16 protein-coding genes are annotated in these 13,587 nt (G+C 70.4%); 3 read left to right on the top strand and 13 right to left on the bottom strand.

Annotated elements, in window-relative coordinates; all coding sequences use genetic code 11:
- The first annotated feature begins 16 nt into the window (after nt 1–16).
- Nucleotides 17–1,111: a Rieske 2Fe-2S domain-containing protein gene (locus QTI68_RS01390; protein WP_286519163.1), complete on the top strand. Its 1,095-nt coding sequence runs from the start codon at nt 17–19 to the stop codon at nt 1,109–1,111.
- Nucleotides 1,108–2,073 carry a PDR/VanB family oxidoreductase gene (locus QTI68_RS01385; protein ID WP_286519162.1) on the top strand — a complete coding sequence of 322 codons (966 nt, stop codon included), beginning with the start codon at nt 1,108–1,110 and terminating at the stop codon, nt 2,071–2,073. Before QTI68_RS01390 ends, QTI68_RS01385 begins: the two co-directional genes overlap by 4 nt.
- Here QTI68_RS01385 and QTI68_RS01380 read toward each other — a convergent pair.
- Nucleotides 2,021–3,814 carry a tannase/feruloyl esterase family alpha/beta hydrolase gene (locus QTI68_RS01380; protein ID WP_286519160.1) on the bottom strand — a complete coding sequence of 598 codons (1,794 nt, stop codon included), beginning with the start codon at nt 3,812–3,814 and terminating at the stop codon, nt 2,021–2,023. The two genes, QTI68_RS01385 and QTI68_RS01380, sit on opposite strands and share 53 nt — an antisense overlap.
- 83 nt (nt 3,815–3,897) lie before the next feature.
- On the opposite strand from QTI68_RS01380, the gene QTI68_RS01375 reads away from it, so the two are divergent.
- The gene (locus QTI68_RS01375; protein ID WP_286519159.1) at nt 3,898–4,962 is read left to right on the top strand and encodes a hypothetical protein; all 1,065 of its coding nucleotides are present in this window, start codon (nt 3,898–3,900) and stop codon (nt 4,960–4,962) included.
- On the opposite strand, the gene QTI68_RS01370 is transcribed toward QTI68_RS01375, so the two are convergent.
- The 12 genes from QTI68_RS01370 to QTI68_RS01315 form a co-directional block, all read right to left on the bottom strand.
- Entirely contained in the window at nt 4,959–5,438 is a 480-nt protein-coding gene (locus QTI68_RS01370; protein WP_286519157.1) for a VOC family protein, read from the bottom strand. The two genes, QTI68_RS01375 and QTI68_RS01370, sit on opposite strands and share 4 nt — an antisense overlap.
- A 97-nt stretch (nt 5,439–5,535) precedes the next feature.
- Entirely contained in the window at nt 5,536–6,792 is a 1,257-nt protein-coding gene (gene ccmI / locus QTI68_RS01365; protein WP_286519155.1) for a c-type cytochrome biogenesis protein CcmI, read from the bottom strand.
- Nucleotides 6,789–7,253, bottom strand: coding sequence for a cytochrome c-type biogenesis protein (locus tag QTI68_RS01360; RefSeq protein WP_286519153.1), 465 nt, complete (start codon nt 7,251–7,253; stop codon nt 6,789–6,791). The genes ccmI and QTI68_RS01360 overlap by 4 nt, the downstream gene beginning before the upstream one ends.
- Nucleotides 7,246–7,794 (bottom strand): DsbE family thiol:disulfide interchange protein, encoded by a 549-nt coding sequence (locus tag QTI68_RS01355; protein WP_286519151.1) that lies wholly within the window; start codon nt 7,792–7,794, stop codon nt 7,246–7,248. The genes QTI68_RS01360 and QTI68_RS01355 overlap by 8 nt, the downstream gene beginning before the upstream one ends.
- Complete coding sequence (locus tag QTI68_RS01350; RefSeq protein ID WP_286519150.1) at nt 7,791–9,785, bottom strand: heme lyase CcmF/NrfE family subunit; 1,995 nt, start codon at nt 9,783–9,785, stop codon at nt 7,791–7,793. The genes QTI68_RS01355 and QTI68_RS01350 overlap by 4 nt, the downstream gene beginning before the upstream one ends.
- Nucleotides 9,782–10,219: a cytochrome c maturation protein CcmE gene (gene ccmE / locus QTI68_RS01345; RefSeq protein ID WP_286519149.1), complete on the bottom strand. Its 438-nt coding sequence runs from the start codon at nt 10,217–10,219 to the stop codon at nt 9,782–9,784. Before ccmE ends, QTI68_RS01350 begins: the two co-directional genes overlap by 4 nt.
- Nucleotides 10,216–10,362 carry a heme exporter protein CcmD gene (gene ccmD, locus QTI68_RS01340; protein ID WP_286519147.1) on the bottom strand — a complete coding sequence of 49 codons (147 nt, stop codon included), beginning with the start codon at nt 10,360–10,362 and terminating at the stop codon, nt 10,216–10,218. Before ccmD ends, ccmE begins: the two co-directional genes overlap by 4 nt.
- Nucleotides 10,350–11,144: a heme ABC transporter permease gene (locus QTI68_RS01335; RefSeq protein ID WP_286519145.1), complete on the bottom strand. Its 795-nt coding sequence runs from the start codon at nt 11,142–11,144 to the stop codon at nt 10,350–10,352. The genes ccmD and QTI68_RS01335 overlap by 13 nt, the downstream gene beginning before the upstream one ends.
- Nucleotides 11,145–11,151: 7 nt before the next feature.
- On the bottom strand, nt 11,152–11,820 hold the full coding sequence (gene ccmB / locus QTI68_RS01330; RefSeq protein ID WP_286519144.1) for a heme exporter protein CcmB: 669 nt from the start codon (nt 11,818–11,820) through the stop codon (nt 11,152–11,154).
- A 4-nt stretch (nt 11,821–11,824) separates the two neighbouring features.
- The gene (gene ccmA / locus QTI68_RS01325; protein WP_286520186.1) at nt 11,825–12,460 is read right to left on the bottom strand and encodes a cytochrome c biogenesis heme-transporting ATPase CcmA; all 636 of its coding nucleotides are present in this window, start codon (nt 12,458–12,460) and stop codon (nt 11,825–11,827) included.
- A gap of 24 nt (nt 12,461–12,484) precedes the next feature.
- Entirely contained in the window at nt 12,485–13,072 is a 588-nt protein-coding gene (locus QTI68_RS01320) for a NapC/NirT family cytochrome c (protein WP_286519143.1), read from the bottom strand.
- A gap of 12 nt (nt 13,073–13,084) precedes the next feature.
- A complete protein-coding gene (locus QTI68_RS01315; RefSeq protein WP_286519142.1) occupies nt 13,085–13,582 on the bottom strand; it encodes a nitrate reductase cytochrome c-type subunit in 498 nt (165 codons plus the stop codon).
- Nucleotides 13,583–13,587: the final 5 nt, after the last annotated feature.

Raw genomic sequence — 13,587 nt, 5'->3', positions numbered from 1 at the left:
TTCGCAGGAGATTTGCATGAACACCGCCTCCATCCCGGTCGGCAGCATCCGCAAGAGCGGCGCTGCCGCCCGATTTCCGCTCGACCGCTGGTACGTCGCCGGCTTCTCGTCGGAGCTCCAGGACCAGCCGATCGGCCGCACCTTCCTGAACCAGAAGGTGGTGCTGTTTCGCACCGGCGGTGGCGAGATCGCCGCGCTCGAAGATCGCTGCTGCCATCGCTCGCTGCCGCTGTCGTGCGGCACGGTGGAAGCCGACGGCGTGCGCTGCGGCTACCACGGCCTGCTGTACGCGCCCAGCGGGCAGTGCCTCGAGATCCCCGGGCAGGAGCGCATTCCGTCCAAGGCCAGGGTGAGGTCCTACCGGGTGGTCGAGAAGGACCGGATCGTCTGGATCTGGATGCCACGGGACGAAGGCTCGGCCCCGGACGTCGAGCCGCCGGACTACCCCCACCATGACGATCCGCGCTACAAGTTCGGCAGCGGCATGTACCACTACAAAGCGCCCTGGCAGCTGATCCACGACAACCTGCTCGACCTGAGCCACCTGGGGTACGTCCACCTCAAGACCATCGGCGGCAATGCGCGGCTGCACATGAACGCGCCGATGAAGGTGACGCAGGACGGCGACACGGTCAAGGTGGTCCGCCTGATGCCCGGCTCGACGCCGCCACCCACCTACTGCGCCGCCTGGCCCTTCGGCGACACCTGCGATCGCTGGCAGGAGATCGAGTTCCACGTGTCCCATCTGGCGATCTGGACCGGGGCCATGGAGCCCGGCTCCGGCGCCATCGACGATCCGCAGCGGGGCGGCTTCCACATGCGCGGCTTCCACGGCATCACGCCGGAGACCGAGGACACTTGCCACTACTTCTGGAGCATGGCCAGCAACAAGCACCCCGACATGCCCGAGAACATCGACACGGTGGTCGAGCAGACCGCCTACACCTTCGACGAAGACCGGGTGGTCATCGAAGACCAGTACCGCAACATCGCCGATTTCGGCGATCGCAATTCGTGGATGGACATCCACGTGGATGCCGGCGCCAACCGGGCCCGCCGGATCGTGGAGCGGCTGCTGGCGGACGTCCGGCCCGAGGAGGTGGCCGGATGACGACCGCGACGCTCAGGGTCCGGGTGAGCGCCAGGCGCGAAGAAGCCAGGGACATCGCGAGCTTCGAGCTGGTCGCGGCCGACGGGCAGGCGCTGCCCGCTTTCTCGGCCGGCGCGCACATCGACGTCAAGGTGGGGGACGGACTGGTGCGCCAGTATTCGCTCTGCAACGATTCGACCGAGACCCACCGCTACCTGATCGCGGTGCTGAAGGATCCGGCCACGCGCGGCGGCTCGAAGGCGATGCACGAGCGCGTGCGGGTCGGCGATGAACTCGAGATCAGCGCGCCACGGAATCACTTTCCGCTGGCGCACGAGGCTCGCCACAGCGTCCTGCTTGCAGGTGGCATCGGGGTGACACCGATCCTCTGCATGGCCGAACGGCTGGCGGCGGCGCGCGCCGATTTCGAGCTGCACCATTGCACGCGCTCGCCGGAACGCACCGCGTTCCGCGAACGGATCGCCGATGGCCGGTTCGGGTCTCGCGTCCACCATCACTTCGACGACGGCCCGCCGGCGCAGAAGCTCGACCTGGCGGCCTTCATCGCGCGCCAGCACAGCGACACCCACCTGTATGTCTGCGGGCCGAAGGGCTTCATGGACGCCGTATTGAACGAGGCGCGGTCGCAGGGCTGGCCCGAGACGCGGCTTCACTACGAGTTCTTTGCCGCCGGCGCGGTCGACCGCGAGAACGACTGCGGCTTCGAGGTGCAGGTCGCCAGCTCGGGCCAGGTGGTGGCGGTGGGGAAGGACGAGACCGTGGTTCAGGCGTTGTGCAGGATCGGCATCGAAATCCCGACCTCGTGCGAGCAGGGTGTCTGCGGCACCTGCATCACGCGCGTGCTCGAAGGCGTTCCGGATCACAAGGACGTCTACTTCACGGCCGACGAGCTGGCCGCCAACGACCAGTTCACGCCGTGCTGCTCGCGCTCGAAGTCGCCGCGGCTGGTGCTCGATCTCTGAGGACGCCCTCAGGGCTGCGAAGGCCTGCAGGCGTAGCTCGCGGCCACCAGCCGGTCTCCGCCCAGGTAGTGCGATAGTCCGGGTACTGGCACATCGGCCGCGACGCCCGCAGCGCATGCGGTGGCGCCGTGTTCTTCACGGTCTGGACCAGGGCGTCCGGCGCCGTGCCGGCGCTGACCCAGCGGTCGAGCGGGTCCAGCAGGTCGACCATCGTCGGCACCGGCGATCCGTCGGTGACGCTGCTCGCATGCCCCGAGTGGGTCGACGCCGGCGAGATGTAGAGCCGCGCCGACTCGCGCGTCACCTGGGCACCCACCCTGGCCTGCACGGCCGCGAAGTAGTCGATGCCCGCTTGCGGGCTTTGCGCCAGGTCGCCCATGTTCTCGCGCACGATCAGCTTGCCCCCGCGGGCGAAGAAGGCCGAGAGGTCGGGGTTGCTCGAATCGATGAGCGCCGACACCTGCTGCAGGCGGACCTTGAAGTCGGCCGGCTTGTAGGTGCGGACGTCGAAGTTGGCGTCCCTTGTCACGAAGAACTTGACGAAGTTCGAGCCGTACAGCCAATACTGTCCGGCCGACGCCGCATTCGGCGGCTCGGTCGGGACGGCGCTGCCGGTCACCCAGCGCGTCATCGTCGCGTCGACCGGATCGGGCGTGGTCTCGTTGCCATAGAACCATGCCGGATAGCGGGTCAGGCCGTTGGCCAGCGGAAAGGGAAAGTCATTGGGTGCGTGCACCGACCGGACCATGGCGATCTGCGCGTCCGAGAGGCAGCCGTCGCCGGTGTCCGCACCGCCGTTGCAGCGCAGGGCCTGCAGGTCGATCCGCGACGGGCACGCGCGGTAGTTGCTGACGACGCCGTCCGCGATGCCGTCCAGCGCGTCGCAGCGGTCCGAGACGTATGTCGCCAGGGTGCGGACCTTGCCCGCGTTCATCCAGCCGCCGCTGAACTGCGGCACGGTGCGCGGGATGTACGACTGGAACAGCATCGACAACTGCACCACCGGCACGACGCTCACGATGCCGTCGTAGTCGGCCGGAAAACGCTGCGCCATGGTCAGGCCCTCGCGCCCGCCCTCCGAGCCGCCAAAGTAGTAGAACCTGGCGGGCGCCTGGGCGTAGTAGAGCCGCATGATGGCCAGCGCGACATCGTGCGTCTTCTTGTAGGCGGCATAGCCGTAGTTGGCGAGCATTTCGTCGTTCAGTCCGAACTGCCCGATGCTGTTGGCGGCAAAGGCGCTCGCCTGGTGGCCCGAGTCGGTGCCCAGCGTGACATAGCCGCGCATGAGCGGCAGGGGATCGTCGGGCGCGGCATCGCGCAGCGGCGCCAGCCCCGTCACCAGCACCCCGTTGTAGCCGCCGCCGCCGTACTGCAAGGCCTTGCGGTTCCACGCGACCGGCAGGTTGACCTGGAACTGGATCGGCTGCGCGGCCGGATCGACCGGCGCGATGCTGCCCAGCACCTGGCAGTGGTCCGGCGTGGCGGGCCTGAGGCTGGCGCCCGAGCCGGAGGCCGCAGCGGCCGGCACGAAGGTGGCCGACCGGAGGGTCGCGTTGCCGCTGGGCAGTCCGATCTGCGCGCCGGCGACCACCTGGCCCTGGAGTGCCGCGCACGATGCCTTGAAGTCGGCGGCGGCGGGCGCCAGGGTCGGTGCGGTACCGACACTGCCGCAGGCCGCGACAAGCAGGCCGGCGATGGCTGTGGCGAGCAACGCCGGAAGGCGGGCGAAGGGTGTGTTCATGGTTGGCCACCGTAGGGGCTCGCGACGAGGCTGCTGCCTAGGGCTTTCCCTTGCAGCGTGGCTGCGTGCCATCACAATCCGGCATGACGAATCCCGCGCTGCCCAAGGCCGCCGAGCCCGCCTGCCTCACCGAGGCGCTGCGACAGAGCGGCGCGCTCCCTGCGGGCCGTGTGGCAGAGGTGTCGATCGAAGCGTCGTTCGCGACCGTGCTGTCCCACGTCTTCAGGTTGCGCCTCGCCTATGCCGGCGCGGCTGACGGCGCGCCGGCCACACTGATCCTGAAGGCGGGCCTGGCGGACCGTCCCGGCGGACCGTGGCCGGGCGGCGGGCACGAGGTCGCGTTCTACCGGGACCTGGCGCCGGCGATGCCCGCGGGCATCGTGCCGCGCTGCTTCGACGCCCGATGGGATGCCGACTCGGGCACCTGGCATCTGCTGCTTGAGGATCTCACCGACTCGCACTTCATCGCGACGCGCTGGCCCTTGCCGCCCAGCTTCGCGCAATGCGAGGCCATCGTCCGCACGCGAGCCCGATGCCAGGCCGCCTGGTGGGACGACCCGCGGCTCGGCGTGTCGATCGGCGCCTGGCACGACGCAAGCGCCGCCGAGGAGGCAACGGCCCATCTCGCGGCGCAGTTCGCGCGTTTCGCCGATGACCTGGGCGACCGGCTTTCCGATGGTCGGCGCGCGCTGTACGAACGCCTGTTCGACGCCGCGCCGCGCCTGGCCGCACGCTACCGGTCGCACCGCCACATGACGATCGTCCAGGGCGACGCGCACGTGTGGAACTGCTTCCTGCCGCGCGATGGCGCGCCGGATGGCGGCCGGCTGTTCGACTGGGATTCGTGGCGCGTCGACACCGGATCGGACGACCTGGCCTGCATGATGGCCCTGCAGTGGTATCCCGACCTGCGGCAACGCTTCGAGACGCGCCTGCTGGACAGCTTCCACGACGAACTGGCGGCGCGCGGCGTGCAGGGCTACGACCGGCGCGACCTGCACGACGACTACCGGCTGTCCGTGCTCTGGCTGATCGCCACGCCAGTCTGGCAGCATGCGAACGGCATCCCGCCGGTGATCTGGTGGAACAACTTCGAGCGTGCGCACCTGGCCGCCGAGGACCTCGGCTGCGTCGACCTGCTGGGCTAGCCGCGCCGCGCCGCCTCGATCGCCGCGATGTCGATCTTGCCCATCGTCATCATCGCGTCGAACGCGCGCTTGGCTGCCGCGCGGTCCGGGTCGGCCAGCGCCTCGGTGAGCGCGCGCGGCGTGATCTGCCAGGACAAGCCCCAGCGGTCCTTGCACCAGCCGCACTCGCTGGCCTGGCCGCCGTTGCCGATGATCGCATTCCACAGCCGGTCGGTCTCGGCCTGGTCGTCGGTCGCGATCTGGAACGAGAAGGCTTCGCTGTGCTTGAAAGCCGGGCCGCCGTTCAGGCCGAGGCAGGGGATGCCGATGACGGTGAACTCGACCGTCAGCACATTGCCTTCCTTGCCCGCCGGATAGTCGCCCGGCGCGCGAAAGATGGTGCCTACGGCACTGTCCGGGAAGGTGTCGGCATAGAACTTCGCGGCGTCCACGGCGGTGCCGTCGTACCACAGGCAGAGGGTGTTCTTGGGCGTCATTTCGTGTCTCCTGGTGTGCTGAACATCCGGCATCGGCCGAGTTCTAGTTGTCGGATCGGTCCGATGCCGTTGTAGGCCGCCGGGCAGCGAGCCCGCTTCATCTCGGCGCGGTTCCCGATCCGCCCGCGGCGGCCGGCGACACCGTGCCTTCAATAACCAGTTGCAGGCCGGTCCGGCCCACCGGCACCGGCCCCGTGCTGCCGACGAGGTCGCCCTCCGACGGCAGCGCGTTGCCGCTCGCCGAGATGCGGGCCTCCACGATCACCTGGCCCGCGCCCGACAGCCGATGGTCCGGGCGCATGGCCAGGCTGTCGTCGAGGACGAAGGCAAGGGGCAGGTCGCCGACCCGGGCCCGCAGCACCGCCAGCGGCAGGCGGGAGCCATCGACCGGGCGCGCATACACGAACACCGTCTCGTCCGGCCGCGGCGTCCTGGCCGCCTTGCCGCCCAGGCGCACCTGGCCGGCGACCGACGCGGCACCGACGGCCTTGTCGCCGCGGGCGTCGAGCGGTGCGGACGAACGCGCCTGCGCCAGGTTCGCGGCGACCCGCGCCGCGGTCTGGGAGTCCGGCGGCAGCAGGCGCTGGAGGTGCTCCCAATGCCGTATCGCCTCCGGGGTGTCGGCGCGCTCGATGGCGGCACTGGCCGCGAGCGCCAGCGCCTTCGGCTGGTCGGGGTCCAGCGCCAGCGCGCGGCGGACCTGTTCGAGTGCCGGGCCATTGAGTCTGCCGCCGTCGACGCTGGCCAGCACGTCGGCATAGTCCGCGCGCAGCGCCGCCTCCTCGGGGGCCAGCGCCACCGCCCGGGCGTAGGCCGCGGCGGCATCGGCCGGCCGTTCGAGGGCCGCATAGGAGCGCGCAAGCATGTACCAGCCATCGACGTCGTCGGGTTGGCTGCGCAGGCGCAGTGCCAGCTGGTTGACCATGCCCTCGATCTGCGCGGCGCTGGGTTCGCTGTCGCTGTCGTGGGCATGCGCCGCATCGTCCGCACGCCACAGGGCCAACGGGTTGCCGAGCTGCAGGTAGAGGACGATGGCCGCGCTGGGCAGGGCCGCCAGCAGGAGGGCGGCCAGCAGCGGCGAAGGCCGCTCCACTTGTCGCGATGCCGGTGCCAGGTCGGCGTCGGCCAGCAGGCGCCGGGCCACCTCGTCGCGTGCTTCGCGGCCGCGCGCGGGGGCGAGAGTCCCGGCGCGCAGGTCGGCCTCGATCTCGTCCAGCTGGCCCCGGTAGCAATCGGCCACCGGCAGGGTGTCGCGCTCGACTGCGGCGCGCCGGCCCTGGCGCAGCAGGGGCGGCAGCAGGCACGCCATGGCGGCGGCGATCAGGCCCGCGGCGAGCAGCCAGAACGCGATCATCGGCCGGACTCCGGTGCGGGTGCCCTGGATGCATCCAGCAGCGCATCCGCCCGCTGGCGCGCTGCATCGTCCAGTGGCGCCACGGCCGCAGGGCGACGCAGCCGGCTGCGCACGACCGCCAGCGCGGCCAGCGCCAGCAACAGCAGCGGGCCGAACCAGAGCAGCCAGGTCGAAGGCTTCAGTGGCGGGTCGTACAGCACGAAGTCCCCGTAGCGCTGCACGAGGTACGCCTTCACGGCTTCGTCGCCGACGCCCTCGCGCAACTGCTCGCGGATCTGCCGGCGCAGGTCCACGGCGAGTTCGGCCTGCGAGTCGGCCAGCGTCTGGTTCTGGCACACCACGCAGCGCAGTTGCTGCGACAGGGCATGCACGCGCGCGTCCAGCTGCGCATCGTCGGACGGTGCCGCGATCGCCGTCGCCAGCGCAAGGGCCGGCCAGATGGCCGCGATGCGTCTAGGCATGCGGCGCCTTCTCGCTCTCGCGCTCGAGGTCGCGCAGCAGCGGCACCAGCGCCCGCTCCAGGAACTCCGGTGTCATCGGTCCGGCATGGCGAAGGCGGATCACGCCGGCCCGATCGATCACGAAGGTCTCGGGCACGCCATAGACGCCGAAGTCGATGCCGGTCCTGCCGTCGGCGTCGACCAAGGTCGCCAGGTAGGGGTTGCCCAGGCGTTCAAGCCATTGGCGCGCCGCGTCGGGCCGGTCCTTGTAGTTCAAGCCGAGCACCGGGATGCGCGAGCGCGCTGCGAAGTCGACCAGCACGGGATGTTCGACTTGGCACGGCGTGCACCACGACGCCCAGACGTTGAGCAGCCAGACCTTGCCGCGCATGTCGCTGGCGCGGATGCTGCGCCCGTCGCCCTCCAGCAGCGGCAGCTCGAAGGCCGGCGCCGGCTGGCCGAGCAGCGGCGAGGGCAGCGCCCGCGGATCGCGCCCCATGCCGGCTGCCAGCGCGATCGCCAGCGCCAGGAACACGCCCAGGGGCAGCAGGAAGCGCGTCATGCCGGCCCCTCCCCGGTGGACGGCAGCACCTGAGGCCCCGCGACGTCGGGCACCGTTGCCCGTTGCCGCACCCGGTATCGTCGGTCGCTGGCGGCCAGCATGCCGCCGGCCGCCATCAGCAGGCAGCCGATCCAGATCCAGTCGACGAAGGGCTTGACGTGGATGCGCATGGCCCAGTGGTGCGCGTCGATGGCTTCGCCCAGCGCCACGTACAGGTCGCGCGTCCATCCGACGTCGATGGCGGCCTCGGTGGTGGGCATCTGCTGGCTGCGGTAGATGCGTCGCTGCGGCGCCAGCGTGGCGACGGGGCTGCCGTTGCGGCTGACGGTCACGGTCGCGGCCAGGGCCTCGTAGTTCGGGCCCGTCAGGCCCGTCACGCCTTCGAAGCGGAAGGCGTAGTCCGCCAGCTCGGTGCTGTCCCCGCTTTTCATCGGCAACTCGCGCATGCTCTCCTGGCTGCTGACCAGCGTGACGCCGGCGATGAAGACGCCGACGCCGGTGTGGGCCAGCAGCATCCCTGCATAGCTGGCCGGCAACTGGCGCAGCGCGGCCAGCCGCCGGCCGCGCTGGTGGCGAAGGCGATCGGCCAGGCTGGCGACCGCGCTGGCCACCGACCAGCAGGCCAGCAGCAGGCCCAGGCCCGTCAAGGCCGAGGGAGCGCGCAACACGGCCAGCCAGGCCGCGCTGATCGCCAGGCTGGCGAAGGCCGACCAACGCAGCCGCGTCGAGATGTCCGCCAACGCCGCCCCGCGCCAGCGCACCCAGGGCGCGGCGCCCATCAGCAGCACCGCCGGCGCCATCAACGGCACGAAGACCTGTTCGAAATAGGCGGGCCCGACGGATATCTTGCCGAGCCCCAGCACGTCGAGCAGCAGCGGATAGAGCGTGCCCAGCAGCACGGTGGCGGCGGCTACCGCCAACAGCACGTTGTTGGCCAGCAGGAACGATTCGCGCGACAGCGCCGCGAACGCGGTGGGCCGGGCCAGCGTGGGCGCGCGCAGGGCGAACAACGCCAGGGCACCGCCGGTCACGCCGCCGAGCAGCGCCAGGATGAAGCTGCCGCGCAACGGGTCGACGGCGAAGGCATGGACCGAGGTCAGCACGCCGGAGCGCACGAGGAAGGTGCCCAGCAGGCTGAGCGAGAAGGTGAAGATCGCGAGCAGCGCGGTCCAGGCGCGGAAGGCGCCGCGCTTCTCGGTCACCGCCAGCGAATGGATCAGCGCGGTGCCGGCCAGCCAGGGCATGAAGGAGGCGTTCTCGACCGGGTCCCAGAACCACCAGCCGCCCCAGCCCAGTTCGTAGTAGGCCCAGGCGCTGCCGAGCATGATGCCCAGCGTGAGGAAGGCCCAGGCCGCCAGGGTCCACGGGCGCGACCAGCGGGCCCAGGCCGCGTCGACCTGGCCGGACACCAGTGCGGCGATGGCGAAGGCGAAGCTCACCGAGAAGCCCACGTAGCCCATGTAGAGCAGGGGCGGGTGCAGCACCATGCCGGGGTCCTGCAGCAGCGGATTGAGATCGCGCCCTTCCATGGCGGGCGGCAGCAGCCGCAGGAAGGGGTTGGAGGCGAACAGCAGGAACAGCAGGAAGCCCGCGCTGACCAGTCCCATGACGCCGAGCACGCGCGCCACCGTCTCGAGCGGCAGCCGGCGGCTGAACACCGACACCGCCGCCGACCAGGCGCCGAGCATGAGCGTCCACAGCAGCATCGAGCCTTCGTGCGATCCCCAGACGGCCGCGATGCGGTAGGCGGTGGGCAAGGCGGTGTTCGAGTTGGCTGCCACGTAGCGGACGCTGAAATCGTTGTCGACGAAGGCCCGCGCCAGCGCGACGAAGGCCAGCAGCACCAGGGCCGCCTGCAGGCGTGCGGCCGGGCGCGCCATCTCCATCCAGCCGACCCTGCCCGTCGCGGCACCCGCGAGGGGCAGCACGGCCTGGACCCCCGCGACCAGCAGCGCGACGATCAGGCTGAAGTGGCCGAACTCCGCGTTCATGGCTTGGCGGCCTGCGCGGCCTTCTTCAGGGCCTCGGCCGCCTCCGGCGGCATGTAGTTCTCGTCGTGCTTGGCCAGCACCTCGCGGGCGACGAAGACGCCGTCTTCCTGCAGCTTGCCGTTGGCGACCACGCCCTTGCCTTCCCGGAACAGGTCGGGCAGCAAGCCGCGATAGACCACCGGCACCTCGCGCGCCGTGTCGGTGACGATGAAGCGGACCGTCAGGCCATCTCCTTCGCGGCGCATCGAACCCGGCACGACCAGGCCACCGAGGCGGAAGCTGCGCGCCACCGGCGCTTCGCGCGCGACCACCTGCGTCGGGCTGAAGAAGAAGACGAGGTTCGAGCGAAAGGCATTGAGCAGCAGCGCCAGCGCCCCGCCGGCGCAGGCCAGCGCCGCCAGCAGCATGCCGAGCCGGCGTTGCCTGGCGGTCACGAGAACCCCCGCCCTGCCGAGACGGTGCGGCAGCGCCGCTTGAGCCACAGGATTTCGGCGCCCAGGAGTGCGAACGCAAAGCCGAACGCGGCCGCGACATAGGCCGCGTGGCCGCCGGATGAAATCTGCGTCAGCCAGCCCATGATCGGCTCCGGGGTTCGTCCGCCGGGGGCAGGACGCCGCGCTCGCGCAGGATGCAGCGCACCCTGACCAGCGCGACTGCGATGGTGTACGTCCAGCAGGCGAAGGTCATCAGCAGCATGCCGGCCAGCATGGTGGCCGCCATCGACGGCGCCGCGGTGAAGCTGACGGACGCGCCCTGGTGCAGCGTGTTCCACCACTGCACCGAAAAGTAGATCACCGGCAGGTTGAGCGACCCCACGAGCGCCAGCAGCGCGCAGGCGCGTTCGGCGCGCCGGGGCTCGTCGATCGCGGCCTCGAGGGCCATGTAGCCCAGGTAGAGAAAGAGCAGGATCAGCTCCGAAGTGAGTCGGGCGTCCCACACCCACCACGTGCCCCAGGTCGGCTGCCCCCACAGGGCACCGCTCGCCAGCGCGATCGCCGTGAAGACCGCGCCGGTGGGCGCCAGCGCGGAGGCCATCATCGACGACAGGCGGGTATGGAACACCAGTGCCAGCGCCGAGTAGCCCGCCATCACCAGGTAGATGAACATCGACATCCAGGCCGCCGGCACATGGATGAAGATGATGCGGTACACCTCGCCTTGCTGGGCATCGGTCGGAGCGACCCCGAAGCCGACGTAGAGCCCCGCCGCCAGGAACAGCAGGGCGGCGGCGAAGAACCATGGCGCGAGGCGCCGGGCGAGGGGATCGAATCGCCGCGGCGAGGCGAAAGCCAGCCAGCGTCGCGCCGTGCCCCCCGCAGGCTCGCGGTCCCTTGGCAGTGCATCGGCGAGGTTGCCCATGGTCGGCTCACTCCATCGAAATGCGAAGCCCGGCCGCCGTGGCGATCGGACAGAGAAACAGCGACAGCGCCAGGCAGGCCCCGAGCAGGGACAGCTGCGGCATCACGTCGAGCCCGGCGTCGGCCGCCGCGCCGGCGCCGGCCCCGAAGATCAGCACCGGGACGCACAGCGGCAGCACCAGCACGCACAGCAGCACCGCGCCGCCGCGCAGGCCCAGCGTGAGCGCCGCGCCCACCCCGCCGATCAGGCTCAGCACCGGCGTGCCGATCAGCAGCGATGCCGAAAGAAGCAGCGCGGACGACGCAGGCAGCCCGTACTGCTGCGCCAGCAGCGGCGTGAGCAGCAGCAGCGGCAGGCCGCTGGTGACCCAGTGGGCGCAGATCTTGGCGAGCACGAGCAGGGCCAGCGGGTGCGGCGAGAGCAGGAGCTGGTCGAGGCTGCCGTCCGCATGTTCCTGCGCGAACAGCCTCGACAGCGACAGCATCGATGCGAGCAGCGCGGCGACCCACAGGATGCCCGGCGCCAGGGCGCGCAATTGCTGCGGATCGGGGCCGATCGCCAGTGGGAACAGGCTGCTGGCGATGACGAAGAACAGCAGGCTCGACAGGATGCTGCCCCGCCGGCGCCAGGCCAGCGAGACGTCGTGCAGGACGATGGCGGCGAGCAGCGCGGGCATGCGGTCATCCGCCCAGGTGCAGGAAGCGGCCGCCGGCCGAAAGGGCGCGGTGGGTCGCCACCACCGCCATGCCGCCGACGCGCAAGTGGGTGTCGAGCTGCGCTTGAAACGCGTCGGCCGCCTGATCGTCGAGCGAGGTCAGGGGCTCGTCGAGCAGCCAGAGGACGCGCGGCACCAGCACCAGCCGGGCCAGTGCCACGCGCCGGCGCTGGCCCTGCGACAGCCTGCGCACCGGCGCGGCCATCGCGAGCGCCATGCCGTACGCGTCCAGTGCGCGGTCCACCAGCGCCCGGCTCGGCGTGCCGCCGGCGACCCGCATCGCGAAGGCCAGGTTCTGCTCGGCGCTCAGGTCGGGATCGATGCCGTCGGTGTGGCCCACATAGGCGACCGACTGGAGGTAGCCGGATTCGCCCGCACGAACCGGCCGGGCGCGCCAGCGCAGTTCGCCCGCGGCAGGTTCGAGCAGCCCGCTCAGCACCCGAAGCAGACTGGTCTTGCCGCTGCCGTTGGCGCCGGTGACCTGCAGCAACTCGCCGGGCCCGACCGTGAAGTCGATGCCATCGAACACCGGCCGGCCGGCGCGACAAAAGCCGAGCTGGCGCGCGCTCAGTCCGGAATCGGCCGGAGCTTCGACAGGCATGTCGGCAGGGCGGTTGGACACGCGCTAGGGTTCCTTCGCCTGGGCCAGGTCGGGCAGGCGATGCGCGATGCCCTTGTGGCAGTCGATGCAGGTCTTCTCGCGGTCGGCCAGGAAAGTGGAGTGCATGGCTTGCGCGCGCGGACTCTGCCGGGTGAAATCCATCGACTGGTAGTCGTGGCAGTTGCGGCACTCGAGCGAATCGTTGGCCTTGAAGCGATCCCACTCGTGCTGCGCGAGCACCAGGCGATGCTCCAGGAACTTCTCGCGCGTGTTGATGGTGCCGAAGATCTTGCCCCACACTTCCTTCGAGGCCTGCATCTTGCGGGCGATCTTGCTGGTCCAGTTGTGCGGCACGTGGCAGTCCGGGCAGCGTGCGCGCACGCCGCTGCGGTTGGTGTAGTGGATGGTCGTCTGGAGCTCGGGGTAGACGTTGTCGCGCATCTCGTGGCAGCCGGTGCAGAAGGCCTCGGTGTTCGTCAGTTCGAGCGCGGTGTTGAAGGCGCCCCAGAACATCACGCCGGCGATGAATCCGCCCAAGGTCAGGAAGCCCAGGCTGAAGTAGGCGCTCGGCCGGTTGATCGTGATCCAGTAGCGCTTGATCAGCTTGAACATGGCGCCCTCGCGCTATTTCGTCGAACCCAGCACGCCGGGCTTGCGTCGCAGCAACTGCTCGACGTCGACGAAGTTGTTGCCGATGAGCGGCTTGGCATCGGCCTGCGCCACATGGCACTGGATGCAGAAATAACGCCGCGGCGACACGTCCGCGAGCATGTTGCCGTTGCGGTCCTGGTAGTGGGTGATGCTGACCGGGATCGCGCCGGTCTCCTGCGTGCGGGTGCGCGCGTGGCAGAACATGCAGCGGTTGAACTCCTTGTCGACCTGGTAGCCGTCGATGGTGTGCGGAATGGTCGGCGGCTGCATCGCGAAGTTGCGCGTGCGGCGGATGTCCTTGTTCTCGGTCGGGAAGATCGGCGGCGACTTGGTCTGCTCTGGAATGGGCGTCGGCCCCCGCATCGAATCGACCAGCCCCTGGGCCCGCGCCGGCGCGAGCAGCAGGCTGGAAAGCACCGCAAGAAGCAGGGCGCACACGGCGCGCGACAAGGTCGGGGATCGATGCGTCATCGTCT

The organism is Variovorax sp. J31P207, from assembly GCF_030316965.1.
GTDB lineage: Bacteria > Pseudomonadota > Gammaproteobacteria > Burkholderiales > Burkholderiaceae_C > Variovorax > Variovorax ginsengisoli_B.
This window is presented reverse-complemented; position numbering and strand designations above follow the sequence as displayed.